This window comes from Rhodococcus sp. P-2, from assembly GCF_016598535.1.
Lineage (GTDB): Bacteria > Actinomycetota > Actinomycetes > Mycobacteriales > Mycobacteriaceae > Rhodococcus_F > Rhodococcus_F baikonurensis.
Genome location: NZ_CP066779.1, coordinates 770,973 through 796,977, shown reverse-complemented (window position 1 = coordinate 796,977; position 26,005 = coordinate 770,973). Strand labels below are relative to the sequence as shown.

Genomic DNA, 26,005 nt, shown 5'->3' with positions numbered 1-26,005 from the left:
TAGTGGTCTGGTGGCTCAGGAGTTCGGGGAGGTGTACTTGGCGACGTAGTCGTTCATCGTCTCGCGCTGGTACCGGGAAACCTCGTGCGCGTTTTCGTTCTCGGCGAAGACGCTCGACACCATCACGGTGTTGTCGCGATCGTAGAAGCCGAGTTTGTCGAGACCGCCGAAGAATTCGTCCCAGTTGACGTCTCCGTCACCGATTTTGAGATGCTGATGCACTCGAACGGCATTGCCTGGCGGATTGGTGATGTAGCGCAGTCCGTGGGAACGGTGATGATCCATGGTGTCCGCCACGTGAACGAGTCGGACCATGTCGCCGGCGGCCTCCATGATGGCGGGAAGGTCCCCACCCATGTGGAATTGGTGGCACGCCACGATCACCATGCCGAGGTTCTTGGAGTTCACACCACGGATCGTGCGGATCGCGGCTAGTCCGTCTTCGACGAAATCGTCCGGGTGAGGGTCGATCAGGACGTCGATCCCCTCGCGTTCGATGATCGGAAGCAGTTCCTCCATCGAACGATAGAACGCACGCTCGGACTCTTCGGCTTTCTCGGGACGGCCGGAGAATTCGGTGTTCATGACGTTGACGCCGAGGTCGACCGTGATCTGGATGGCCCGCTTCCAGTAACGCACTGCTGCTTCGCGAGCGTCCTCGTCCGGGTCGGACCAGCGAAGGACCGGGAGCACCGACGCGATGCCGACTCCCGCACTCGCGCAAGCCTTCCGGAACTCGGCGACGAGCGCGTCGTCGGCCTTCGGGTGATTGAAGAACGGGATCATGTCGACGTGCGGTGTGAGTTGCAGGTACTCGTACCCGAGGTCGGCAACAACTCGGGGAAGCTCCAGCAGTGAGTAATCGTGATGGAAAGGTGTGGGATCGAGTGCGACCTTCATCGCTGAGTTCCGGCCACAGAGTCGCGCGCAACCATGTCCACGGCGACGCGCTGACCCGTCTCCAGAGACTTCACACCAGCGGCGCAGACAGCGGCTGCGGCGTACCCGTCCCAGGCGCCAGGTCCGTCGACGTAGTTGCCGGTGCCGGCACCGATCTTCACTGCTTTGATCCATCGTGCGAACTCGGTGTCGTATGCCTGCCCGAAGCGTTCGCGGAATCCGGGGGTGATCTGTCCACCCCAGTTGCCGGGCTTCGTCTTTCGGATCAGGCCCACGTCGAGTCCGATCATCGCGCTGCCGAGTTCGCCCACAACTTCGGTGCGCACCTCGTAGGCAACTCCGGTGGTGACAAACACCTCGGCGTCGACGTGCCTACCGGATTCGGTCTCGAAGATCGCGATCTGTGGGTCTTGAATGCCCTCGGGTGCAAGCGAATTCACAGACGGCCGAATTATCTGCACCGAGGTGATCTCTTCGTCGAGCAGGAAACGTGTCACGTCGACCTCGTGGACGAGTGAGTCCTTGACGATCATCGCGCTGTCGAAACCCTTAGGAACCGCAGGATTACGATGCGCACAGTGCACCACGAGCGGGCGACCGAGATCGCCGCTGTCGATCAAATCCTTGAGCTGGATGTATTCGTGATCGAACCGGCGCATGAAACCAACCTGGATCAGTTTCTTTCCCAGCGCTGCTTCGGCTTTGACGATCGCCAGCGAACTGTCCGCGTCGGTGGTCAGCGGCTTCTCGCAGAGCACCGGCTTGCCCGCTTCGAGACAGGCGAGTACCTGCTTCTCATGAGTTGGACCCGGGGTTGCGAGAACAACGGCGTCGACGTCCTCGGCTGCGATGGCATCGAACGGATCGACGACGACGCGTGACCCCGGCGTCAATGCTGCGATTTCCTCGGCGCGTGCCAGCGAGTAGTCGTTGACGACGGTGACTCGGGCCCCGCCGATCTTGTTGGTGATGCGGTCGACGTGATCGGCCCCCATGATGCCGACGCCGAGCACTGCGATCCGAAGATCCTGGTTGTCAGACATGCGGTGGTACTCCTCGATTGTGTTGCTCAGCTGAAACGGACGGCGGGAACGCCACAGGCGGACAGGTACTTCTGAGTGCGCTGTGCGATGGGCAGCGGTGTGTCGGGATGGCAGGGATACATGTCCTGCTCGACGATCGCGAACACGTCGATGCCGAGCTTCTCGATGGCCTCCAGAAGCGGCGGCATGTCCGGGATTCCACGCGGTGGTTCGATCATCGCGCCGAGTTTGACGGCTTCGCCGAACGGCAGGTCCTCCGCCTCCACCTTGGCGACAATCGCCGGATCCACCTGCTTGAGGTGCAGGTACTCGATGCGCTCCGGATGCTTGTTGATGATGGCGAGGTTGTCGCCGCCGCAGTAGCTGATGTGGCCGGTATCGAGGCACAGGTTCACGAAACGCTCGTCGGTACCTTCGAGGAACTTGTAGACGTTGTCCTCGATGTCGACATGGCTGTCGGCATGAGGGTGGTACTGCGCCATGACGCCGTACTCCTCGAGCATTGCCTTGCCGAGAGCATTCATGCCGTCGGTCTTCTTGCGCCACTGCTCGGGAGTCAGATTTCGATCTTCGAGTACCGCTCCGGTGGAAGGATCGCGCCACATCTCGGGGATGACCACTACGTGCTTGCCGCCGACGGCTGCGGTCAACTTGGCGACGTCCTTGATCTGATTCCAGACGGCATCCCAGGAATCGTCCTGGTGCAGTTTTTCGAAAACGGTACCGGCCGAAAGCTTGAGGCCGCGTGCTCCGAGTTCGTCAGTCAGCTTGGCTGGATCGGTCGGAAGGTATCCGAACGGACCGAGTTCGATCCATTCGTATCCCGACGCGGAGACCTCGTCGAGGAATCGCGTGTACGGGGTCTGCTGAGGGTCGTCCGGAAACCACACGCCCCAGGAGTCGGGGGCTGATCCGACGCGAATCGCGCTCATGTCTAGATTCCTTTCGCGGGCAAAGTCTGGGGTGTGGTCAGTCGGATGGACGGAGGTACGGTCGCTGGATCTTCTTCCAGGACTCGTAGGTTGTCCGGGCGTTCTTGGTCGATTCCAGTTCGGAGGTGGCCGATACCGGTACATCCCACCAGGATTCGCTGTCGGGGGCGCCGATCAGCGGATCGGTTTCGACGTGGATGACAGTGCTGGTTTCACTGGCTTTCGCGACCTTGATCGCATCGGCGAACTCGGCAGCGGTGTTGGCGCGGATGACGTCGACGCCGAGGCTGGCGGCGTTCGCGGCCAGATCGACCGGGAGGACCCCTCCGTCGAGCCGTCCGTCATTCGAGCGGTAGCGGTACTGCGTGCCGAAGCGCTGGGAACCGAGCGACTCGGACAGTGAACCGATGGAGGCGAATCCGTGATTCTGCACCAGGACGACGATGACCTTGAGGCGTTCCTGCACGGCGGTGACCAATTCGGTGGCCATCATCAGATAGGAACCGTCGCCGACCATGACGAACACGTCGCGATCGGGGCATGCCATCCGGACGCCCAGACCACCGGCAACTTCGTATCCCATGCAGGAGTAGCCGTATTCGACGTGATACCCCTTGGCATCACGGGTTCGCCACAGCTTGTGGAGGTCACCCGGCATGGACCCGGCAGCGCACACCACGACGTCACATGCATCGGACAATGTGTTGACCAGGCCGATGACCTGATTCTGATTCAGTGAGCCGTCGGCAGCGGGTTCGGCTGGGTTGTAGACGGATTCGACGATCGCATCCCAATTGCGGGCGAGGTCACCGATCCTGGACGCGTATTCGTCGTCCACCCGGTAGTCGTTCAGTGCAAGTGCGAGCGCGTCGAGAGCCTCACGCGCATCGGCCACCACACTGACACCGCCCTGCTTCACGGAATCCAGTGAAGCGACGTTGATGTTGACGAAGCGAACGTCGGGATTGGTGAATGCGGTGCGGGACGCGCTCGTGAAATCGCTGTACCGCGTGCCGATTCCGATGACGACGTCCGCCTCGGTGGCCAACGCGTTTGCAGCCGTGGTGCCAGTGGACCCTACCGCCCCGACGGATTGTGGATGGTCGTAGACCAACGAACCCTTGCCGGCCTGGCTCTGCCCCACGGGGATTCCGGTCTGCGCGCAGAACGCTGCCAGTGAGGCGGTGGCCTGGCTGTAGATCACGCCGCCGCCGGCGACGATCAGCGGCTTGCGAGCCGAACGGATGATCGCGGCGGCGCGTTCGATCACCGATCGCTCGGGGAGCGGGCGGGCCACGTGCCAGACTCGTTCGGCGAAGAACGACTCGGGCCAGTCGAAAGCCTCGGCCTGCACGTCCTGCGGGATGGCGATGGTGACCGCGCCGGTTTCGACGGGGTCGGTGAGAACGCGTATGCCGGACAGTAGAGCACTCGGCAACTGCTCCGGGCGCCATACTCGATCGAAGTATCGTGAGACCGGTTTGAAAGCGTCGTTGACTGTGACGTCACCGCTCGACGGGAGTTCGAGTTCCTGCAAGACCGGGGCACTGGCTCGGGTCGCGAAAGTGTCTGCGGGCAGGAGTAATACAGGGAGACGATTGATGGTGGCCAGGGCAGCGCCGGTGATCATGTTGGTGGCGCCCGGGCCGACACTGGACGAGACCGCCCATGTCTGCAGGCGGTCCTTCATGCGGGCGTGGGCGACCGCCGAGTGCACCATCGCCTGTTCGTTGCGGCCGAGAACGTAGGGGAGCGTCGGCTCACGGCCGGCGTCGAGATCTTGGATCTCGGCCTGCAGGAGTGCCTGCCCCAACCCGGCGACGTTGCCGTGCCCGAAGATCCCGAAGCATCCGGCAAACAGTTTGGTGCGCTGGCCGTCGCGTTCGGTGTACTGGTTGGCAAGGAAGCGTACGACAGCTTGAGAAACGGTGAGGTGTACGGTCGGCTCGTCGCGAGGTAGACGATTGCCGGTTGCGTTGTCGGTGGGTGCCACAGCTTTCACTTCCGTCAGTTGTGGGACTGCAACGGCAGTCGAGGGTCGATGTCCTGGTGATCCCAGCTTCCACGCAGCCAGGTGTGTTGCGGATCGTCACAGATGTTCCACGCCCGGATCTCGCCCGAACCTGCCATGACGTTGAGGTAGTACATGTGGTGGCCCGGCGCTGCGATGGACGGGCCGTGATAGCCGTGCGGTACGAGGACGACGTCGCCGGAGCGAACTTCCTCGAGCACCTCGATTGGTCGCTCGGCGGTTCCGTACACGCGGTGGTAGCCGAACCCCTCGGTGCCGGTGGGGCTTCGGTCGATCTCGAAGTAGTAGATCTCTTCCAGAGCCGATTCGACATCGCTGTTCTCGTCGTGCTTGTGGCTGGGATAGGACGACCAGTTCCCGCCGGGGGTGATGACCTCACACGCGATGATGGAGTCTGCCTCGAAAGTGTCTGCGGTGGCGAAGTTGTGGACCTGTCGGCTGCAGTTTCCGGCGCCGCGAAGTTCGACCGCGACTCCGGACGCGGGACCGTATCGATGGGGAAGCTTGGCGCCGGCGCGCGCTCCGCACAGGGCGAAGCGGCCTCCGCCCGTGCTGCTGACCGAGTAGTCGGCGTCGCGACCGACGTACGCGAAATCGCTCGGACCGTCGAAAACCGATGCGCGGCCGGTCAGGGGAATCTCCGTCCCCTCGGCAACAACCACGGCTGAACCCGCCAGTGGAACGACGATTATCTCGTTCTCACCGGACTGCAGGTGGACGTCAGCGCCAGGGGCGAGTTCGAGTGTCCACAAGCTGGATTCGGTCCACCCGGCGGACTCCGGTGTGACCACTGTCGTGAAATCACCGTCGGCGGAAGAGCCGGCGGGGACGTAGTACTTGCTGAACATCTTGCTCCTGCCAGGTCGGTTCTAGTGGACGAGCTTGACGGCGGTGTCGACGGCAGCCGTCACGTCGCCGTCGGGTGGGTAGAGCAGCGCGCGCCCGACTATCAATCCGCGCACGGACGGCAGCTGAAGGGCAGCGTCCCACTTCGCATACGTCTCTTCCGGCGCGATCTGCGGATCGCCGCCCAAGAGGAGCGTCGGCAGGGTGGTCGCATCCATGACCCGTTCCATCTCGTCGACTACCGGCAGTTTCATCCACGTGTACGCCGAGGTGGAGCCGAGACCTTGGGAGATGTGGATTGATTTGATGACGGCGTCGGGGCTGAGATCGTTGACGACCTTGCCGTTGACGCGGCTGGAGAGGAACGGCTCGAGCATCGCGATCAGTCCGGCTGCGGCCAGTTCGTCCACGGCTTCGGCACATGCCGTCATCGTGGGCAGGGTGCCTGCGTCGTCGAGGGCGATGCGCAGCAGCATCTTTCCGCCGTTCATGCCGAACTTCGCGGTGCCGGCCGCGGTGTATCCGGTCATGCGGTCGTCGAGTTCGAAGCTCGCGCCCGCCAGGCCGCCGCGATTCATCGACGAGAAGACGACCTTGTCCTCGAGGGCGCCGAGGAGGAGCAGATCGTCGAGAATATCCGCGGTACCGAGAACGCCGTCGACTCCGGGATTGTCGAGAGCAGTGCGCAAGCGGTCCAGCAGATCGGTACGACTGTTCATCGCTGTCGGCTTGCCGCCGACAGACAGTGCTCCACGCGCCGGATGATCGGCAGCGACGATCATGAGCCGGCCGTTGCCTCGAACAGTGGCGCGAGGAGTTCGTGCTGCCCAGGCCTTTTCGATGATCTGCGGATCGCTCGCACGCAGTTCCGTCACGTCGGCGTAGGTGGTGGCGAGGGGGCGGGCGGCGAGCTTGTCAGACATTGACTGCCTCCGTGGCTGTGGCTTCGGCGAGATCGTGGACTTCTTCGGCGGTCGGCATCGCCGTGGAGCATTCGAGCCGAGACGCGACTATCGCACCGGCCGCGTTGGCGTAGCGCAGTATCTTCTCCAGCGGCCATCCGGCCAACAGTCCGTGGCAGAGTGATCCGCCGAAGCTGTCGCCCGCGCCCAGCCCGTTGACCACGTCGACGGCGTTGGGCGGCACGGTGATCGACTGCTTTCGCGTTTTGCCGAGTACGCCCTTGGGGCCCTGCTTCACGATGGCGAGTTCGACTCCGAGGTCGAGAAGCGCATCGGCGGCCTTGTTGGGGTTGGTCTCACCGACCGCGATCTCGCACTCTTCACGGTTTCCCACGGCTACCGTCACGTGTGCGAGGGCTCGCTGCACCTGAGCGGTCGCTTCCTGGGGCGTCGACCAGAACATCGGGCGGTAGTCGAGATCGAGAACCGTCAGCGGGCGGCGTTCACGGGCTTCCCAGGCGGCGAAGTGTGCGCCGCGACTCGGTTCTTCGGACAGCCCAGTCACCGTCGACCAGTAGAGCGATGCTGTTCGAACGGCGTCGAGGTCGATGTCTTGCGGGGTGATCCGAAGGTCGGGCGCATGCGGCTTGCGGTAGAAGTACAGCGGGAAGTCGTCAGGGGGGAAGATCTCGCAGAACGTCACGGGTGTCGGGTACTCGGAATTGGTGACGACAAACCTGTTGTCGACACCCAGACGTGCCAACTCGCGTGTGACGAACTTTCCGAAGGGATCGTTTCCTACCCCGGAGATCAACGCTGCTCGTCGTCCAAGGCGGGCGGCCGCTACCGACACATTGGCTGCGCTGCCGCCGAGGAATTTGCCGAACGTCTCGACGTCTTCGAGTCCGACACCGGTCTGAAGTGGGTAGATGTCCACCCCCGATCGGCCGATGGCAAGCACGTCGAATGGTGCGTCAGGGATGTATGACCCGCTCTGGTGAGTGTTGATGCTTGTCAAGACTGACTCCCGAGAGTTCGTGGTGGGCTGCCCACGCAGGGCACCGATGTATGACTGAAACTGTGCGCCGCGACACAGCGATTGTCAATAGTTTGTCTGGACATTATGACTTGCGGTCAAGTGAATGTTAGTGTTCGCATACACTGCCGAGAGAAGTAGCGTCTATACGGCGCCTTCCCAAGACAGATCGGAGTTGACCGTGGTCGCAGCACTCGCCGTCGAGTTGGACCGCTCGAGCCCGGTGCCACTGTATTTTCAGCTGGCCCAGGCAATCGAGGGAGCTATTCTCGGTGGCGAACTTGCCCCAGGTGATCGCTTCGAGAACGAACTGGCGTTGGCCAAACGGCTCAATCTCTCGCGTCCGACCACGCGACGCGCGATCCAGGAACTGGTGGACAAGGGCCTACTAGTTCGTAAGCGGGGAGTCGGAACTCAGGTGGTGCAGAGTCCGGTGCACCGCCCGGTCGAGCTCACCAGCCTGTTCGACGACCTCGCGAGGGCAGGCCAGGCGCCGACGACCAAGCTGCTCGAGTTCACGGTGGGAGTTCCCGCCGAGGGCGTTGCCGCGGAACTCAACCTCGAACCCGACGCCGAAGTGGCCACCATCAGGCGTCTGCGCAGCACCAACGGCGAACCGCTGGCAGTGATGACCAATTACATTCCGGTGGACATCGCACCCGATCCCGAGGAGTTGGAGACGCAGGGGCTCTACCAAACCTTGCGAACTCGCGGCGTTCACATCCGTGTGGCACGGCAGCGAATCGGCGCTCGGGCGGCGACTCGCGAAGAAGCAGGATTGCTCGACGAGAAAGTGGGTGCTGCCCTCTTGACCATGAGCCGCACTGCATTTGACGATTCAGGTAGTGCCGTCGAGTACGGCAGCCACTGCTACCGAGCGTCGCGTTACTACTTCGACACCACCGTGGTCGACCGCTAGATCTCGATCCCGGTGACACGAGTACCCGCCTGACCGAGTCAGTGGGGGTGATTTGTGGTCCCGACATTTCTGCGATCCTTCGATCATTTGACCCGAACGGAGCCTCATGACAGGCATTTCAGTAGCAGTTGCCGGATTCGGATGGATGGGCCGCGTCCACACGCAGGCGTATCTGCGTCTGCGGCAGCACTATCCCCAGCTCCCCGTGATCCGCCTGGCCGCCGTCGCCGACGAGGTGCCAGGCCGAGGGCAGGAAGCGGCGGACCAATTCGGTTTCGAGGCTTTCACCCAGGATTGGCGTGACATCGCGGCCGATCCGACCATCGACGCGGTGAGCATCACGGCCCCGAACTTCTTGCACCGTGACATCGGCATCGCAATGGCAGAGGCCGGCAAACACATCTGGATCGAAAAGCCCGTCGGATTGTCGACGGATGATGCGAAAGCTGTTGCAGCAGCTGTCTCGAAGGCCGGTGTGCAGTCGACCGTCGGTTTCAACTATCGAAATGCGCCGGCAGTCGCCCTGGCAAAAACCCTGATCGACTCGGGGGAGTTGGGCACGATCACGCATTCGCGTTTTCGCTTCCTGAGTGACTACGCGGCGCATCCCGAAGGTGCTTTGAGTTGGCGATACGAGCGTGAGCGCGGCGGCGCGGGCGTCCTGGGCGACTTGGCTTCGCACGGTATCGATCTGATCCGGCATCTCCTCGGCGACGTCGACGCTCTCGTTGCGGATACTGCGATCTTCATTCCGGAGCGCGCGCGTCCGTCCGCCGCGACCAGCGGGCATGCCCGGGCCAGCGGTGGGGAGATGGGAGCTGTCGAGAACGAAGACTTCGTCAGCGCACTGCTGCGGCTCGGCTCTGGCGGCCGCTGCACACTCGAAGCGTGCCGCGTCGCCGTGGGAGAGCAGAACAACTACGGATTCGAGATTCACGGTACGAAGGGTGCCGTGTTCTGGGATTACCGCCGGATGGGTGAACTGGGCACCAGCCTCGGCTCGAAGTATCAGGACCAATCCGTCACGACGGTTTTGGTCGGCCCCGAGTCGGGAGAGTTCGGCCGCTTCCAACCCGGCGCGGCCAACGCCATGGGTTATGACGACCTGAAGGTCATCGAGGCTCGCAATTTCGTCTCCTCGATCGTGGGCGGAGCGCCGCGGGGCGCGACTGTCGCTGATGCCGTCGCGTCCGCGCAGGCTCTGGACGCGATGGTCGCCTCGGTCTCCTCCGGTGGCTGGATTTCTCTCGGCTGATCGAGAATTTCCCCGAAAGGCTCTGGCGCAGTGACATTTCCCCGCGGACTGGCGTTGCTGGTGGCAGCAGCACTGTTCATGGAGATGCTAGACGCGACGATTCTCACGACGGCGCTGCCGTCGATAGCCCATTCCTTCGGAGTTGACGCCGTCGACGTCAATATCGCCGTTTCTTCGTATCTCCTGGTGTTGGCCGTCCTGATCCCGGCGAGCGGATGGATGGCCGACAGGTTCGGAACGCGACGTGTCTTCATCTCTGCCATAGCCGTTTTCACGGTGGCGTCGGTGGGATGTGCACTGAGCACGTCCCTGCCGATGCTGGTGGGAATGCGCGCACTTCAAGGGGTAGGCGGCGCCATGATGGTGCCGGTAGGGCGGCTCGCGGTATTGCGAGTGACATCGAAGGCGGAACTCGTACGGGCTATCGCATACCTGACGTGGCCGGCGCTCACAGCGCCGGTCCTCGCGCCCGCTGTGGGCGGAGCCGTCGTGTCGATCGCGTCGTGGCGTTGGATCTTCCTGATCAACGTCCCGATCGGGATCGTCGGGTTTCTCCTTGCATTGCGCATGGTGCCCGATCTTCGGAAAGTGCAAAAACGAAGCCTCGACTGGCTGGGCCTGGTGGTGATCGGAGCAGGCGTCGCCGTGCTCGTTGTGGCACTCGACAGCGTGCACAGTTCCGGGACCGATTGGATTCGAGTGGGCCTCGGGATCGTTGTGACTCTGATCTTGTTGACCTTGGCCGTCATTCACCTCCTCCGGTCGGATCACCCGCTCATTGCGCTCGGGGTCCTCCGGCTCCGATCGTTTCGGATCGTCGCGTCGAGCGGCTCGCTGTACCGGCTCGTGATCACGGGTGTGCCGTTTGTGCTGCCACTGTTGTTCCAAGTGGGATTTGGAATGTCGGCGTTCAAGGCCGGTCTGTTGGTGATGGCCCTGTTTGCGGGCAATATCGCGATCAAACCGCTCACCACGCCGCTCATGCGCAGGTTCGGGATCAGGCGAGTTCTGGTGGGAAACGGCGTTCTGTCGGTGGTGTGCTTCGGTGCGCTGGCGCTGATTTCGTCGTCGACACCGGACGGAGTTGTCGCCGTCGCGCTGTTCGTCAGTGGCGCGCTGCGATCAATCGGGTTCACTGCGTACAACAGCGTGGCGTTCGCCGAGGTCGACTCGGGGGAGCTGACCGATGCCAATACCTTGCATGCAACCCTGCAGGAGCTGGCGTCCGGTCTGGGTATTGCGCTGTCCGCGTTGGTGATCACGCTCTGCACAACGTTGGCGGAATCGGGCGATGTCGGCGGCGGAGCGCCGTTTTCGCTGACTCTGGGTGTCCTCGGAATCTTGCTGGTGCCGACGGTGATCGAAAGTTGGCGGCTCCCACGCGATACAGGTGCTGTGGTGTTGGCGCGCCGATGAGAAGTGCCTCCCGCCACTTTCATCATAACGCGGGACCCGGGGCTTGCGGCAAGGCCCGGGTGATGGTGCACACTCGTCTGCTGCGAGCAAGCAAATGCCTTGCCCGAAGGAGGGGATCGCATGAGTGACGTCATCATTGTCGGTGCTGGACCAACTGGATTGATGTTGGCAGGTGAGCTCCGGCTACAGGGCGTCGATGTCGTCGTCGTGGACAAGGACGAGGAGCCGACTCAGTTCGTCCGTGCCCTCGGTATCCATGTGCGCAGCATCGAAATCATGGAGCAGCGCGGGTTGCTAGACACGTTCCTCGCGCACGGCCGCAAGTACCCGCTCGGTGGATTCTTTGCCGGGATCAGCAAACCAGCACCCGCTCACCTCGATACTGCCCACGGATACGTACTGGGGATACCTCAGCCCGAGATCGACAGGATTCTTGCCGAACACGCCATCGACGTCGGCGCGGACATTCGGCGCGGAAAGCGCGTCGTCGCGATCCGTCAAGACGCCGACAATGTCACAGCGGAATTGTCGGACGGCACAACACTTCATGTGCGTTACCTCGTAGGCTGCGACGGTGGCCGCAGCACTGTACGGAAGCTGATCGACGTCGGGTTTCCCGGCGAGCCGTCGAGCGCCGACACCCTGATCGGCGAAATGGACGTGACCATGCCGGCTGACGAACTGGCAGCAGTTGTCGCCGAAATTCGCGAAACGCACAAACGATTCGGAGTCGGTCCCGCCGGCAACGGCGCTTTTCGTGTCGTGGTACCCGCGGCCGAAGTTGCCGACGGTCGCGCGGTTCCCACCACCCTCGACGACATCAAGCAACAGCTACTGGCCATCGCGGGCACCGACTTCGGTGTGCACTCGCCGCGGTGGCTCTCGCGCTTCGGTGACGCCACCCGTCTGGCGGAGCACTACCGGCGTGACCGGATCTTTCTCGCCGGCGATGCCGCCCATATCCACCCGCCGATGGGCGGTCAAGGCCTCAATCTCGGTGTCCAGGATGCCTTCAACCTCGGCTGGAAGCTCGCGGCCGAGATCAACGGCTGGGCACCGGATGGTCTGCTCGACACGTACGAATCGGAACGGCGTCCGGTCGCTGCCGACGTACTGGACAACACGCGTGCGCAGGCAGAGTTGATCTCCACCGCGGCCGGTCCGCAAGCGGTCCGTCGTTTGGTCTCCGAGTTGATGGAATTCGAAGACGTCAAGCGCTATCTGACCGAGAAGATCACTGCGATCTCGATTCGCTACGACTTCGGCGCAGGCGACGACCTACTCGGTCGGAGGCTGAGGGACATCGCCCTGACGCGCGGCAACCTGTACGACCTGATGCGCTCCGGCCGTGGACTTCTGCTCGACCAGGGCGGCAAACTGTCGGTCGATGGTTGGAACGACCGCGTCGATCACGTCATCGACACCAGCGCTGAATTGGACGCTCCGGCCGTCCTGCTTCGACCGGACGGTCATGTGGTGTGGCTGGGGGATACGCAGGCGGAGTTGGACACTCAGCTGTCCACGTGGTTCGGTCGGCCGGCGAGGGACCGCACGCGACCCTTCGATTTCGACAACCGAGACCCCGAGGCGTCTCGGACGCACTACCGTTGACGACTATGAGGCGAAGGTCAGCACAGGTTGCGGCCGCGGCAGCGGGCTCTGTGGGAGCGCTGATGCTGACAAGCTGCGCAACCAATGTCGATGTGCCGAAAACCTTTGCCGCCACGATAACGGTGACCGGTCAGGCAGAGCAGGCCGAGACGGGCTCCGGAGCGTGCGTGATCGACATGATCCGTGTTGCTCCGAACGACCAAATCGACATTTTCGGGGGCAGCGGCGCGGGATCCACAAGGTCGACGCTCGAGGTCGAGGCAATCGATCAGCTTCCCGACGGAACGAGTACTTGCTCCTACACCGCGCATTTCGATGCCATCCCCGCAAACCAGAGAAACTACGAGGTGGGCTTGGGCCACTTCTCTCCGGAGTCCTTCAGCTCAGATGAGTTGGAGAACGGTGTCACCTATCAACTGCGCGGATCCTGACCGAACCAGTTCTCCCTCGCGTTGTATCCGGCCCGACTGTCACTCGGCTCGCCTGGCGGTCCCGTCGCCCCCACGCTGTCGAGCCCTACCTGGGTTGATGTGGAGCCGAACACCCTCGTAGGCGACTGTGTACGGCACATCGTCGTCGTTGTCCGGATCGCCGGAGTCCGCAGGATCCGGTAGTTCCGCGATCTGTTCGACGACCGTCTGTGCTCGCGCAGCACCGGGATCGAACATCTCCTGAAACGGCCCCACGAACGAGCCACCGAGTCCGCGGCGCTTCGCCCGGACAGCCGCCCACCCGAACACCGCCAACGGGCCGACCATGGCGAACAGCACTAACAAATCCCACCCCATGCTCCGAGCGTACCGACCGACCGGCATTAAGCGGTCCAAGTCTGTTCAGCGCTGCCGTCCCTCAGCTCATTCGTCTCTCGGACTGTGCCTTCAGTAGATCGGCCAGTCGATCAGGTGAGATCCGCTCACGAACCGCCTCCGTCACGAGTTCGGCCTGCGTCTGAGGCGCGAGGCCCTCGATCGGTTGGTCTCGGTCCAAATTGGTCGGGAAGGCGTAGCCCTCGGCAGAGGCGGCGACGGCGCACCGAACTGCGTCGTCGGACCCCGCCTCGCCGAGGGCGAGCAGTGCCGGATAGATCGCGTTGACGAGTGCTTCCCGGTCGATGGTTCCGAGGGCTCGACCGAAGGCCGACGACACCTGGAGAAGATTTGCCATACGCAGGACGTCGGCGGATTTGTTGTGGCCGGCGGCGTGGAACAGTGCAGGGTTGAAGAAGACGGCATCTCCCTTCTTCAAAGGTAATTGGACGTAGTTGGCTTCGAAGAACTCCTTGAACTCGGGACGCTCGAACGCGAGGTATCCGGATTCGAATTGCTGAGAGTAAGGCAGATACTTCGTCGGCCCCGTCTCTGCCGGCATGTCCACATGGGCGACGGCACCTTGCAAGGTGAGGGCAGGGGTCAAGCGGTGAACATGCGCCCGAAACTTCGCGGCTACGTCGCTCGACATGAAACCGAGGTGGTAGTCGCGATGTGGGTTCTGCGCGGCGCCACCGGGATTGACGACGTTGACGTCCGACGTCACCTGATACATGGGGCCCAGCCAGGCTTCCGAAACCAAATCGACAATGCTGTTCGCGTAGTAGTCCACGTAGGTCCGGGGATCTTCGAGCGCCAACTTCAGTTGTGCACCCCAGATCCGATCGTTGGCGCCAGGCTTGGCGAAGTGATCTCCGGACGCTGCGCCGGATTCGTGTTGGCGCGCAATCAGTTCACGAAAAACTGCGCTGGCGCGATCCAGTATCTCCGCGTCGAACGCGCCTTGAAAGACTGTGATGCCGGGGCCTGTGAGTAACGCCCGGGCGATCTCGTCCTGGATCTCGGCACGGATTTCAGGATTCGCCGATTGCTCGACCAGTGAGTCCGAGCGGTACAGAAGAACGCCGTCGGCCACCGAATCGGTGTACGGGTAATCGGCAAGGTCTGTCTCGTGCGTGACCAGAGCTGCGAAGGCGTCGATGTTGCAATCTTTTCGGTGCAACCTACCCGCGAACGGCACGGTGTGGTCGGTCAGTGGGGAAGTCATTCGGGGACCTTTCCTACGGTGTTCACGATGAGCTGGTCCTCAAGACTGCCAAGGTGAAGCCATCGAAACTACCCCTGAAATCCATCAAAAAGCCCTCAGCAAGCGGCCCCGTGGACTGGACCGGTGACGGAAGATCCGCGCGCTGCGACGGGATCACGTTCCCGGGTGAGAGCTAGAGAGTGAAGGCCTTCCGGAAAGCATCGAGTGCGGTGTCACTGTCTCCCGATGCCCACCCCTCCAAACCGATTGTGCCGGTGTATCCCTGCTCGGCGAGAACGCGTGCGATGGCGGGGTAGTTGATCTCGCCCGTGCCGGGTTCACAGCGCCCCGGAACGTCTGCCACTTGAATCTCGCCGATGTTGTCACCACAGCGCCGCACGAGTTCGATGAGATTTCCTTCGCCGATCTGGGCGTGGTAGAGGTCGAGCATCATCTTGAGGTTTGGATGTGAGACGGATTCCACCAGTGCCAGAGTGTCTTTGGCGCGGGCCATCGGTACTCCGGGGTGATCGACGATCGTATTGAGGTTTTCGAGACAGAAGACGACTCCGGCGTCTTCGCCCAGTCGCGCGATCTTCTCCAGAGCGCGTTGGGCCGTCAGCCACATCGCTCCCGTAGTTCGATATTGCGGGCGCGCAGCCTGTCCGTCGACCAACTCGCCGGTATGGAAGTTCAGCCGGGGAACACCGAGTTTCGCTGCCGGAGCGAGACACAACTGGGCCGTGCGGACCAGTTCGGCGCTGCCCGCTTCGTCGAACAAATCGCCGTGGAGGTAGCCGGTCATCGAGGAGAACCGAGCCCCGGTGGCGACCAGAGCATCGAGGTCCTTGTCCTGCCAACTCCAGATCTCGACTGCAAATCCCGCCTCCGAGATCCGCTGGACACGCTCGACGAAGGGGAGTTCGGTGAACGTCATCTCGGCGGAGACCGCCAAGTCGAAGGGGCTCATCGCCGCACCGACAGCAGCGAAACGGGCAGTCCGGTCTCCACGGATTCTTTTGCCGCCAGGGCGATTTCCAGCGCATTGCGGGCATCGAGACCGTCGACTGACGGCGCAGCACCGGAGCGGATGCAGTCGGCGAAATGTGCCAACTGGGCCACATATGCGTCATGGAACAGTTCGATGTTCACCCGAGGTGTGTCGGCCAGAACGCCCGGTGAGCTGAAATGGCGCATCGCGGTCCGCGTGACCTCGCCTGCGCTGACCATTCCACCGGAACCGAAAACCTCGCCGCGCACGTCGTAACCGTAGGTGGCCTGGAAGTTGGCCTCGGCCGACGCGAGGGCGCCGTTGTCGAAGCGCAACTGAACCATCGACGTATCGAGGTAACCCTGTTCCTTGTACTGCGGGTGGATGAGAGCATCGGCCTGTGCGAACACCTCGACGACGCGAGCCCCCGGGTTGAGCCAGAGCAGAGCGTCGAAGTCGTGAATCAGTGTCTCGTTGAAGATGGTCCACGGCTTGACCCGGGCGGCGACGTCGGCAGTGATGCCAGGATCGCGCGTCAGGGAACGCAGTAGCTGTGGGGTCCCGATTCCGCCGGAAGTGATCACGTCGTGGGCCGCCGCGAAATCGTCGGCGAAACGGCGATTGAAACCGACTTGCAGCGCAACGTTGTTCGTGGCGCAAGCGTCGATTGCTCGATCGGCGTCCGCGAGTGTCAAAGCCATCGGCTTCTCGCAGAAGACATGTTTGCCGGCCTCCGCAGCCGCGACCACGAGATCGGTATGTGTCGGGGCGGGCGTACTGATGAGCACCGCCTCGACGTTCGGATCGGCAATCAACGCGAGGGCATCGGTGTACGCGCGAGCGTCGGGACTGACGCGCTCGATCAATGACGCTGCAGCGCCGGGCACCGGGTCGGCGACGGCGACCAGACGTGTGCCAGGGATGCGCAGTGCGACGGATTCGCCGTGGAAGCGGCCGATCCATCCGGCGCCGATGAGACCGACTGCAACAGAGGCAGACATTGGGGCTCCGTTCGGAGTGAGAGTGAGGAACTAGATCGTTCTAGTGCTGTCAGTAAAGCGCCGGTTGCTCCTCGCGTCAACGTTTCGGTGCATTTTTGCTGGAACGATCTAGTCTGTGGAGGTGAACAGTCGACGTCCCACCTTGCAAGACGTAGCAGACCTGGCCGGTGTGTCACGCGCACTGGTGTCCATCGTCATTCGTGACGTCCCGGGTGCCAGCGATGCGACGCGCGTTCGGGTCAAGGCGGCTGCTGATCAACTCGGCTATCGACCCGATACCGCGGCGCGACTGTTGCGTCAACATCGCAGTCGCTTGATCGGCGTGAGCTACGTTGCAGCGCAGACATTTCACGCGGAGTTGCTCGACGAGATCTACGACGCGGCGGAAAGGTTGCGCTACGACGTCGTCCTCAGTGCCGTCTCGGATCGCAGGCCTGGCTCGCGCGCCGTGCGTACCCTTCTCGACGACCGATGCGAGGCGATCTTGCTGTTGGGTTCACAGGCACCGGAATCGGAGATCGTCGACCTGGCTGCCAAGGTTCCCGTCGTCGTGCTCGCCCGGAAGATGCCCTCAGCACATGTGGACGTTGTCCGCACGGACGACGAGGCGGGCGCCGTGATGGCCGTGAATCATCTCGTCGAACTCGGGCACCGCTCGATCGTCCACGTCGACGGTGGACGCGGTCCCGGCGCTCAGGAGAGGCGTCAGGGCTATCGCAAGGCCATGCGGGCGGCAGGTCTGGAGTCGAGGATTCTTCCGGGTGGTCTCACGGAGGAGTTCGGCGCAGATGCCGCGCAGTCGATGGTCGAGGGGGGACTGCCCGGGGCGGTCTTCGCTTTCAACGATCGCTGCGCACTCGGAGTTCTCGACGTCTTTCTGCGAGCCGGAATCTCGGTGCCGGGCGAGGTGTCCGTGATCGGATTCGACAACAGCGCATTGGCCGGTTTGGCGCACATCGATCTGACCAGCGTCGGGCAGGACACGGCGTTTCTGGGTGGCGCTGCGGTCGAGCGGATCTCCGAACGTCTCGACGGTGGAAGTGGGCCATTGGGAAAGGACATTGTCGTGCAGCCGCAACTTGTGGTTCGAGGTTCAACTGGACCCGCGGGGCGTTGACCAGCTGTTTCGGCTCCAACCAGTTTGTCCGGTCTTTGATAAGCAGTCCTAATGTCAGAACAAACTATTGACATTCGACTGTGACGGGTATTACATCTTTCACATACAACCGAGCACCATCCGTTCGCGGGCCGTTGGTTGATGTCGAGAGGGAGTTCACATGTCGTTTCTCACGGGACGCAAGAGCGTTGCCGTACTGGCCGGAGCCTCAGTCGTGGTCTTGGGTCTGGCCGCCTGTTCGAGTACCGGTGGAAAGCCGGATTCCTCAGGATCCGGAATGGGTGCGGGTACGGCGGACACGCCCCGCGCCACCATCGCGATGATCACCCACGAAGTTCCCGGTGACACATTCTGGGATCTGGTGCGCAAGGGCGCCGAAACCGCAGCGGCGAAGGACAACATCGAACTTCGGTACTCTGCCGATCCAGAGGCGCCGAACCAGGCGAACCTGGTTCAGAGCGCGATCGACAGCAAGGTCGACGGGATCGCCGTCACCCTCGCGAAGCCTGACGCCATGGTTGCTGCGGTCCAAAGTGCGACTGCCGCAGGCATTCCGGTGGTCGCCCTCAATTCGGGCCTCGAAACCTGGAAGGACATGGGCGTCAAGGAGTACTTCGGTCAGGACGAGTCGATTGCCGGTGAAGCTGCCGGCGAACGACTCAACACTGAAGGCGCCACCAAGGTGCTGTGCGTCATTCAGGAGCAGGGCAACGTGAGCCTCGAATCACGTTGTGCCGGTGTGAAGAAGTCGTTCAAGGGAACGACGGAGATTCTCAACGTCAACGGCAAGGACATGCCGTCGGTGGAGTCGACGATCACCGCGAAACTTCAACAGGACCCGGCAATCGATCGAGTTCTCGCGCTCGGTGCGCCGTTTGCCTTGACGTCCGTGACGTCGGTCGGCAATGCGGGCAGCAAGGCGAAGGTCGTCACCTTCGACACCAACGCAGCGCTCGTCGACGCCATCAAATCGGGTGACGTGCAGTGGGCAGTGGACCAGCAACCCTTCCTGCAGGGCTATCTCGCCATCGATTCGCTGTGGCTTTACCTCAACAACGGCAACGTGATCGGTGGCGGCTTGCCGACCCTGACCGGACCCGCGTTCATCGACAACACCAACATCGACTCGGTCGCCGAGTACGCCAAGAACGGAACTCGCTGATCCGGGCGCACGGAGGGCTGAGACACCACCCCTCCGTGCGCCTGTCCAGCACGGAAGGGAAATCATGTCCACTCAGGCAGATCTCGACCTTGCCGCCCACAAGGTCGTCACCGATGAACGGGTGAAGGAGCAGAAGCGCATTCAGCGTCTGTTGCTCCGCCCGGAGATGGGTTCACTTGTCGGCGCCATCGCCATCTTCATCTTCTTCTGTATCGTCGCGGCACCGTTCCGTACGCCGGAAGCGCTTGCGACAGTGCTCTACTCCAGCTCTACGATCGGTATCATGGCTTGTGCCGTCGCCCTGCTCATGATCGGCGGCGAGTTCGACCTCTCCGCCGGCGTCGCAGTCACCACGTCCTCGCTCGCCGCGTCGATGATCGCCTACAACCTGCACCTCAATCTGTGGGTGGGCGCGATTCTGGCGCTGGTCGTCTCGCTCGCGGTCGGATTCTTCAACGGCTACCTCGTCATGAAGACGAAGATTCCCAGCTTCCTCATCACCTTGAGTTCGTTCTTGATGTTGACCGGTATCAACCTGGCCGTTACCAAGCTCGTGAGTGGTCAGGTTGCAACACCCAGCGTCTCCGACATGGCCGGATTCGATTCCGCCAAAAAGGTATTCGCATCGTCGTTCTCGGTTTTCGGGGTGTCGGTCAAGATCACGGTCGTGTGGTGGCTGCTGTTCACCGCCATCGCCACGTTTGTTTTGTTCAAGACCAAGATCGGCAACTGGATCTTCGCGGTCGGCGGCAATCAGGACAGCGCACGCGCGATCGGTGTCCCGGTGACCGCAGTCAAGATCGGTCTGTTCATGACCGTCGGTTTTGCCGCCTGGTTCGTCGGCATGCATCTGCTGTTCTCGTTCAACACGGTTCAGTCCGGACAGGGCGTCGGTAACGAGTTCCTGTACATCATTGCCGCAGTCATCGGCGGTTGCTTGCTCACCGGTGGTTACGGAACCGCGATCGGCGCTGCGATCGGCGCATTCATCTTCGGTATGACCAACCAGGGCATCGTCTACGCAGGCTGGAACCCGGACTGGTTCAAGTTCTTCCTCGGCGCCATGCTGCTGTTCGCGGTCATCGCCAACAACGCATTCCGCAACTACGCTGCGAAAAGGTGACACATGAGTACCACAGCTGAAGTTCCCGCTCTCTCGAACTCGGGCGGCAACGTGCCACTGATCGAACTCAAGGACGTCGGTAAGCAATACGGAAACATCATCGCGCTCAAGGGCATCAACCTGCGCGTCGGCGCGGGTGAAGTGACCGGCGTGCTCGGTGACAACGGTGCCGGCAAGTCCACGCTGATCAAGATCATCGCCGGACTGCACCAGCAGAGCGAAGGTGAACTGCTCGTCGACGGCGAACCGACCACGTTCCACTCTCCGAAAGAAGCCCTCGGCAAAGGCATTGCGACGGTCTATCAGGATCTTGCCGTCGTCGCGCTGATGCCGGTGTGGCGCAACTTCTTCCTCGGCCAGGAACTTCGTAAGGGCGGCCTCATCAAGTCGCTCGACGCCAACGCCATGCGCGCGACGACGCTCTCGGAACTGTCGAAGATGGGCATCGAACTGCCCGACGTCGACGCACCGATCGGCAGCCTCTCGGGCGGACAGCGTCAGTGCGTTGCCATCGCCCGCGCCATCTTCTTCGGCGCGCGTGTGCTGATTCTCGACGAGCCGACCGCAGCGCTCGGCGTCAAGCAGTCAGGAATGGTGTTGCGCTACATCACCGCTGCCAAGGAACAGGGATTCGGCGTCATCTTCATCACGCACAATCCGCACCACGCCTACATGGTCGGAGATCACTTCGTACTCCTCAACCGAGGACGTCAGAAACTCGACGCCAAATACGACGACATCTCGCTCGAAGAACTCACCAAGGAGATGGCGGGCGGTGACGAGCTCGAGACACTGACCCACGAGCTTCGCCGCTAGATCGAAACCTTACGACTGCAGCCTCGGTTCGACTCGAACCGAGGCCGCAGTCGTTTCGTCAGAGGATGGTTGTCGGCCGAGCCCCGAGGCCGGAATGCACGTACGCCTCGTCGATCAACGTCATGTTGGCTACGGCGTCGGCCGGCCCGATGGGTAGCGTTGAGACCCCGGACAGATGATCGGCCAACGCCTCGAGTTGGTAGGTGTACGACGACTTCGTGCCCAGATGCTCGATACTTGTGCGCCCACTCGCCGTGACAGAAACACGGTCGTCGACGTCCGGCTGGAGGAAGTTGTGCACCAGGACGTCTCCGTTGGTTCCGAAGACCCGGAAGGTGAAGTGGTACTGCTCGTCCAACATCGTTGTCACAACGGATGCCGTGGCGCCGCCGGGATACTCGAGTTCGATGTCGAACCACGAATCGACCCCCGGAGCATATTCCTCGTGGCGGGTCTCGGTGACACTCGGTGCACCGCCGCATGCGTCACCCAGCGTCCGGGACGCATGTAATCCGTAGCAGCCCAAGTCCATCAGTGACCCGCCTGCCAAGGCGAGCTCCCACCGCGGGTCGTTCTCGGATGGTTTGGGCATCCGCAGTACGGTTTCCACCCGAGTGACCGCGCCGACTGTGCCGCTCCGAACCATATCCAACAGGCGCCGGTTCACCGGATGAAAGAGGTAGTGGAATCCCTCGAGCAGCGTCACTCCGCTCACGCATGCTGCGTCGGCTACAGCACGCGCTTCCACCGCGTTGCTCGAAAACGGTTTCTCCGTCAGCACGTGCTTGCCGGCCTGAATGGCGGCGAGATTCCACGGCCCGTGCAGGCCGTTGGGCAGCGCGTTGTAGACGACGTCCACCGCCGGATCCGAGATCAGCTCGGCGTACGAACCGACAACCCGTTCGATTCCATGTTGTTCCGCATAGGCTTCGGCCCGCTCGGGGTTGCGTGCGGCAACGGCCACCAGGCGGTGCCCAGTGGCCGTTGCAGGTTTGATCATCGCGTTCTCGGCGATGCGTGACGCTCCCAGAATGCCGATTCGCAGCGGAGTGACCGTCACAGAACCGACCGCAGATACTCGACGCTGGCTCGCACGTCGCGCACCGGTCCCTCGTCGGACGGGGCCTCGGTCAGAATGGTGTCCTGCTCGAGCACGTACCACCCGTCGAAACCGTGGCGCTGCAATATGGCTGTGACACCGGCGATGTCGACGTCGCCGCCACCGAGCGGGCGGTACATTCCCGCCTTGACTCCGTCGGTGTAGGTGAGCTCACCGCTGCGAACGCGTGATGCGAGGGCATCGTCGACGTCCTTGAGATGTACGTGGGTGACGCGCTCGGGAGCCTGACGTGCCAGGTCGACGGGATCGGTGCCCCCGATCAACAGATGGCCGGTGTCGAGGCACAGTGGGATGGCCGAGCCGTCGAGCACTCGAAGGACCTCGTCGCGTTGCTCGATCATTGTTCCGACGTGAGGGTGGACGACCGCCCGAATGCCACGTTCGGCCGCGGCGTCAGCGAGGCGATCGAGATTGTGCAGCAGGGTTTTCCAACTCTGCTCGTCCAGTTCCGGACGTGAATCGTAGCCGTCGGAGCCCGTCGCGGCAGCCAGGACCAGAACTTCGGCGCCTGAGGCGACAAAACCGTCGAGGATGGGGGAGATGCCGGGCACCGGATCATGTTCGTGATCATGCAGTAGAACCGGTGCAAACCCGCCGACTGCGCTCAGATCGTGATCCGCGAGAACTCTGGCCATCTCGGCGGGTGCTGTCGGCAGAAAGCCCTCCGGTCCGATTTCCGTTGCCGCCAGACCGACTTCGCGCATTTCGCGGAGAACCTGCGCTGGGTCGAGTTGGTAGCCCCAGCCCGGGACTTCGCACACACCCCAGGAGATCGGTGCGCCGGCGATGCGGGGAGTGCTCATGTGTGTGCCTCATTCTTGTCGTGAAGGAACAGATCTTTGACTTCGGTGATCGTGACGGGCCGACCCTCGCGCAGAGAATGCGTTGCAGCTTCGGAGATCCAGGCCGACTCGACCGCATCTGCGGGGGTACAGGGCGATTCCCGCCGCCCGGCGATTACGTCGAGGAATGCTTCTAGTTCCGCACGGTAGGCGGAGGTGAAGCGGTCCATGAAGAACGTGTACGGCGCCTTCGCGGGGAACGAGATTCCGGGGTCGAGCGAGCGGAGCGGCAAGCGGTCGTCCAGCCCCGCAGCAACCGAATCCACCGAACCGAGCACTTCGAGCCTGCAGTCGTGGCCGCGACCGTTGTAGCGGGTGTTCGACACGACCGCGATGGTTCCGCCTTCGAAAGTGAGAACCGTTGCGGCGGTATCGACATCACCGGTCTCGGCGATCGCCCGGTCGCCCTGATTCGAACCAGTCGCAAAAACCGTGGCGACTTCGCGGCCGCTGACCCACCGGACGATGTCGAAATCGTGGATCGAGCAGTCGCGGAAGATGCCGCCGGAGTGTTCGATGTACGAGATCGGCGGGGGAGCGGGATCGAGGGTCGTCGATCGGAGAGTGTGTATCCAACCGAGTTCGCCGGATCGAACTGCGTCGTACGCCGCCACGAATGACGGGTCGAACCGGCGCTGAAATCCGATCTGGACCGGTACCGACGTCAGCTCGACGGCTTCGAGTACACGAACAGAAGATTCGATGGAATCGGCGACGGGCTTTTCGCAGAACGTCGGGATTCCCCGGCGGACAGCGGCTTCGATCAGCTCGGCGTGCGAACTCGACGATGCGGCCACCAAGACGCCGTCGACTCCCGAGGCGAAAAGCGCGTCGGGATCGGCAGCGGACTCCACGTCGAGTTCGGTTGCCACGTCCGAGGTTCGACGTGCGTCGACGTCCGTGACAACCAGTGAGTCGACGCCGTCCATCGCGAGCAAGTTTCGGGCGTGGTAGCTGCCGATTCTTCCGAGTCCGACGACTCCGATGCGAGCGCCCATCAGTCCAGCCCTCCGAAGACGTTCTGGTCCCAGTCGATGATCGAACCCGTCACGACTCCGCTGCGATCGGAGAGCAGGAACACGACGAAGTCGGCGATTTCGTCGACCTGGCCGAGCTTGCCCATGGGAAGGGTGCTGCCCGCGCGTTCCTGCCAGTCGTCACCCGCGTCGTGAAAAGCCCTCTGTGTGAGGTCTTCTCCCTCGGTCTGTGTCCACCCGATGTCGAGACCGTTGATCCGGATCCGATCCCAGCGATGCGCATGGGCGGCGTTGCGCGTCAGTCCCGCCAGCCCGGCCTTCGCTGCCACGTACGGAGCGAGATACGGCTGGCCGCCGAGTTCGGACGTGGAGATGATGTTGACGATGGACCCCGCAACCGCACGCTCACGCATGTCCTTGACGGCGGCCTGCATCGTGAAGAACGGACCGCGAAGGTTCACCGCGATGTGCTGGTCGAAGAGTTCCTCGGTGGTGTCGAGCAGAGTTCCGCGGGAGGTGAGCCCGGCGGAATTGACCAGAGCATCCACACGGCCGAAGTGAGAGATCGTCTCGGCCACGCTGGCGAGTGCGGAATCCGTCTGTGCCACATCGGCTTCGATGAAGTGGGTTCCCGGTAGTTCTGCCTCGAGCGCTTTTCCGACGTCCGGGCGTCGGCCGGTGAAAGCCACCTGAGCGCCCTCACGGACTGCGGCGCGCACGACGCCGGCACCGACGCCTTGGGAGCCGCCACTGACCAGCAGGACGGTGTCGGTCAGGAGTGCGGGCCTGGTTACGCCCGGCGGTGAAGTCATGGGTTTAGTCTGGCTGTGACGAAGACCTCGAGCAACAGCGAAAAACCATCAAATATCCATCATTGTGAGGTAGTTGTGGCGCATCGATTCAAAGTGCGGGAGATTGCCCAGCAGTCTGGCCTGAGTGAGGCCACCGTCGACCGGGTGCTCAACGACCGTCCTGGAGTTCGTGAGGGCACACGATCGGAGGTTCGCCAGGCGATCACGGACCTGGAACGCCAACGCTCGCAATTGAAATTGGTCGGCCGCACGTTCATCGTCGACGTCGTGTTGCAAACTCCCGCACGGTTTTCCGACGCCGTCCGTGACGCGCTCGAGGCCGAACTGCCGACCCTTGCGCCCGCAGTGGTGCGGTCTCGGTTCCACTTTCGTGAAACCGGTTCGGTAGAAGCGATGACGTCGACGCTCGACAAGATTCGCCGGCGCGGCTCCCACGGAGTCATCGTCAAGGCTCCCGACACTCCGGAAGTCGTGGCGGCGATCGACCGGTTGGTGGCGGCAAAGATTCCGGTCGTCACGTTGGTGACCGACGTTGCCGGCAGCAGGCGAGCCGCCTACATCGGCATCGACAACCGGGCCGCCGGAGCCACTGCGGCGTACTTGATAGATCAGTGGCTGGGGGATCGGGACGGCAACGTGCTGGTGAGCATGAGTAGCGGATTCTTCCGCGGGGAGGAAGAACGGGAGATGGGATTCCGCTCCGCCATGCGCGTCTCGGCTCCGCATCGACGGCTGATCGACATTCCGAACAGCGACGGACTGGATCAGACGAGTAGGAAACTGGTGCGAGCGGCACTCGAATCCGATCCACAGATCCGGGCTGTCTATTCGATCGGTGGCGGCAACGTGGCCACGGTCGACGCGTTCGAAGAACTGAACCGGGAGTGCAGTGTCTTCGTCGCCCACGATCTCGACGGAGACAACCGAAAGCTGCTGGGGGAGAGACGAATATCGGCGGTGCTCCACCACGATCTGCGGGCGGATGTTCGCACTGCCTGTCAGGTGGTCATGAACGAACACGGCGCCATGGGCGCTCACTTCGGCTTTACGACGTCGCCGGTTCAGGTCGTGACACCGCTCAACATGCCCCCGACATAGCTGTGCGCGGTTAAGGAGTCCGGAGACTCCCTAACCGCGCA

At 62.6% G+C, this 26,005-nt stretch carries 25 protein-coding genes; 10 read left to right on the top strand and 15 right to left on the bottom strand.

Translation table 11 applies throughout. The annotated features are described in order from the left end of the window. Positions 1-15: 15 nt before the first annotated feature. From I7X09_RS03785 to iolC, 7 genes are read right to left on the bottom strand one after another with little or no spacing between them, the layout of a single operon-like run. Entirely contained in the window at positions 16-900 is an 885-nt protein-coding gene (locus I7X09_RS03785; protein ID WP_200315643.1) for a sugar phosphate isomerase/epimerase family protein, read from the bottom strand. Then, a complete protein-coding gene (locus I7X09_RS03780) occupies positions 897-1,943 on the bottom strand; it encodes a Gfo/Idh/MocA family protein (protein WP_200315641.1) in 1,047 nt (348 codons plus the stop codon). The genes I7X09_RS03785 and I7X09_RS03780 overlap by 4 nt, the downstream gene beginning before the upstream one ends. 26 nt (positions 1,944-1,969) lie before the next feature. After that, positions 1,970-2,875, bottom strand: a complete 906-nt coding sequence (locus I7X09_RS03775; protein ID WP_200315639.1) for a sugar phosphate isomerase/epimerase family protein — start codon at positions 2,873-2,875, stop codon at positions 1,970-1,972. 37 nt (positions 2,876-2,912) lie between these two features. Continuing rightward, positions 2,913-4,868 (bottom strand): 3D-(3,5/4)-trihydroxycyclohexane-1,2-dione acylhydrolase (decyclizing), encoded by a 1,956-nt coding sequence (gene iolD, locus I7X09_RS03770; protein WP_200315637.1) that lies wholly within the window; start codon positions 4,866-4,868, stop codon positions 2,913-2,915. A gap of 14 nt (positions 4,869-4,882) precedes the next feature. After that, positions 4,883-5,755, bottom strand: coding sequence for a 5-deoxy-glucuronate isomerase (gene iolB, locus I7X09_RS03765; RefSeq protein WP_007727367.1), 873 nt, complete (start codon positions 5,753-5,755; stop codon positions 4,883-4,885). A gap of 21 nt (positions 5,756-5,776) precedes the next feature. Further along, positions 5,777-6,676, bottom strand: coding sequence for a Cgl0159 family (beta/alpha)8-fold protein (locus tag I7X09_RS03760; protein WP_020969139.1), 900 nt, complete (start codon positions 6,674-6,676; stop codon positions 5,777-5,779). Beyond that, positions 6,669-7,673 (bottom strand): 5-dehydro-2-deoxygluconokinase, encoded by a 1,005-nt coding sequence (gene iolC, locus I7X09_RS03755; RefSeq protein WP_200315635.1) that lies wholly within the window; start codon positions 7,671-7,673, stop codon positions 6,669-6,671. Before iolC ends, I7X09_RS03760 begins: the two co-directional genes overlap by 8 nt. A 199-nt stretch (positions 7,674-7,872) precedes the next feature. Here iolC and I7X09_RS03750 point away from each other — a divergent pair, with 199 nt between their 5' ends. The 5 genes from I7X09_RS03750 to I7X09_RS03730 all read left to right on the top strand — a co-directional run bounded on the left by I7X09_RS03750 (position 7,873) and on the right by I7X09_RS03730 (position 13,323). After that, entirely contained in the window at positions 7,873-8,610 is a 738-nt protein-coding gene (locus I7X09_RS03750; protein ID WP_050654863.1) for a GntR family transcriptional regulator, read from the top strand. 106 nt (positions 8,611-8,716) lie between these two features. After that, positions 8,717-9,865, top strand: a complete 1,149-nt coding sequence (locus tag I7X09_RS03745; protein ID WP_200315633.1) for a Gfo/Idh/MocA family protein — start codon at positions 8,717-8,719, stop codon at positions 9,863-9,865. A gap of 30 nt (positions 9,866-9,895) precedes the next feature. Continuing rightward, entirely contained in the window at positions 9,896-11,281 is a 1,386-nt protein-coding gene (locus I7X09_RS03740) for an MFS transporter (protein ID WP_234036786.1), read from the top strand. Between the two features lie 120 nt (positions 11,282-11,401). Continuing rightward, a complete protein-coding gene (gene iri / locus I7X09_RS03735) occupies positions 11,402-12,892 on the top strand; it encodes a rifampin monooxygenase Iri (RefSeq protein WP_200315631.1) in 1,491 nt (496 codons plus the stop codon). 5 nt (positions 12,893-12,897) lie between these two features. Further along, positions 12,898-13,323: a hypothetical protein gene (locus tag I7X09_RS03730; protein ID WP_234036785.1), complete on the top strand. Its 426-nt coding sequence runs from the start codon at positions 12,898-12,900 to the stop codon at positions 13,321-13,323. Between the two features lie 39 nt (positions 13,324-13,362). Here I7X09_RS03730 and I7X09_RS03725 read toward each other — a convergent pair whose 3' ends face one another. From I7X09_RS03725 to I7X09_RS03710, 4 genes are all read right to left on the bottom strand, one after another. After that, positions 13,363-13,680, bottom strand: coding sequence for a hypothetical protein (locus I7X09_RS03725; protein WP_234036784.1), 318 nt, complete (start codon positions 13,678-13,680; stop codon positions 13,363-13,365). A 61-nt stretch (positions 13,681-13,741) separates the two neighbouring features. After that, on the bottom strand, positions 13,742-14,926 hold the full coding sequence (locus I7X09_RS03720; RefSeq protein WP_200315627.1) for a phytanoyl-CoA dioxygenase family protein: 1,185 nt from the start codon (positions 14,924-14,926) through the stop codon (positions 13,742-13,744). 172 nt (positions 14,927-15,098) lie between these two features. Beyond that, on the bottom strand, positions 15,099-15,875 hold the full coding sequence (locus tag I7X09_RS03715) for a TIM barrel protein (RefSeq protein WP_200315625.1): 777 nt from the start codon (positions 15,873-15,875) through the stop codon (positions 15,099-15,101). Further along, a complete protein-coding gene (locus tag I7X09_RS03710) occupies positions 15,872-16,897 on the bottom strand; it encodes a Gfo/Idh/MocA family oxidoreductase (RefSeq protein ID WP_124566471.1) in 1,026 nt (341 codons plus the stop codon). The genes I7X09_RS03715 and I7X09_RS03710 overlap by 4 nt, the downstream gene beginning before the upstream one ends. 115 nt (positions 16,898-17,012) lie before the next feature. Between I7X09_RS03710 and I7X09_RS03705 the strand changes: the two genes are divergently transcribed. From I7X09_RS03705 to I7X09_RS03690, 4 genes are all read left to right on the top strand, one after another. Continuing rightward, positions 17,013-18,014 carry a LacI family DNA-binding transcriptional regulator gene (locus I7X09_RS03705; protein WP_200315623.1) on the top strand — a complete coding sequence of 334 codons (1,002 nt, stop codon included), beginning with the start codon at positions 17,013-17,015 and terminating at the stop codon, positions 18,012-18,014. Between the two features lie 160 nt (positions 18,015-18,174). Continuing rightward, positions 18,175-19,176 carry a substrate-binding domain-containing protein gene (locus tag I7X09_RS03700; RefSeq protein ID WP_007727338.1) on the top strand — a complete coding sequence of 334 codons (1,002 nt, stop codon included), beginning with the start codon at positions 18,175-18,177 and terminating at the stop codon, positions 19,174-19,176. Between the two features lie 64 nt (positions 19,177-19,240). After that, the gene (locus tag I7X09_RS03695; RefSeq protein WP_003940759.1) at positions 19,241-20,299 is read left to right on the top strand and encodes an ABC transporter permease; all 1,059 of its coding nucleotides are present in this window, start codon (positions 19,241-19,243) and stop codon (positions 20,297-20,299) included. A gap of 3 nt (positions 20,300-20,302) precedes the next feature. After that, positions 20,303-21,115 carry an ATP-binding cassette domain-containing protein gene (locus I7X09_RS03690; protein WP_007727336.1) on the top strand — a complete coding sequence of 271 codons (813 nt, stop codon included), beginning with the start codon at positions 20,303-20,305 and terminating at the stop codon, positions 21,113-21,115. A gap of 58 nt (positions 21,116-21,173) precedes the next feature. Here the strand turns inward: I7X09_RS03690 and I7X09_RS03685 are convergent, their stop codons facing one another. From I7X09_RS03685 to I7X09_RS03670, 4 genes are read right to left on the bottom strand one after another with little or no spacing between them, the layout of a single operon-like run. Further along, positions 21,174-22,175 carry a Gfo/Idh/MocA family protein gene (locus I7X09_RS03685; protein WP_200315621.1) on the bottom strand — a complete coding sequence of 334 codons (1,002 nt, stop codon included), beginning with the start codon at positions 22,173-22,175 and terminating at the stop codon, positions 21,174-21,176. Next, positions 22,172-23,038 (bottom strand): TIM barrel protein, encoded by an 867-nt coding sequence (locus tag I7X09_RS03680; RefSeq protein ID WP_200315619.1) that lies wholly within the window; start codon positions 23,036-23,038, stop codon positions 22,172-22,174. Before I7X09_RS03680 ends, I7X09_RS03685 begins: the two co-directional genes overlap by 4 nt. Beyond that, entirely contained in the window at positions 23,035-24,075 is a 1,041-nt protein-coding gene (locus I7X09_RS03675) for a Gfo/Idh/MocA family protein (RefSeq protein WP_200315617.1), read from the bottom strand. The genes I7X09_RS03680 and I7X09_RS03675 overlap by 4 nt, the downstream gene beginning before the upstream one ends. Continuing rightward, positions 24,075-24,866 carry an SDR family oxidoreductase gene (locus I7X09_RS03670; RefSeq protein ID WP_095969013.1) on the bottom strand — a complete coding sequence of 264 codons (792 nt, stop codon included), beginning with the start codon at positions 24,864-24,866 and terminating at the stop codon, positions 24,075-24,077. The genes I7X09_RS03675 and I7X09_RS03670 overlap by 1 nt, the downstream gene beginning before the upstream one ends. A 75-nt stretch (positions 24,867-24,941) precedes the next feature. Here I7X09_RS03670 and I7X09_RS03665 point away from each other — a divergent pair, with 75 nt between their 5' ends. After that, the gene (locus I7X09_RS03665; protein WP_124566465.1) at positions 24,942-25,964 is read left to right on the top strand and encodes a LacI family DNA-binding transcriptional regulator; all 1,023 of its coding nucleotides are present in this window, start codon (positions 24,942-24,944) and stop codon (positions 25,962-25,964) included. The last annotated feature ends 41 nt before the right edge of the window (positions 25,965-26,005 follow it).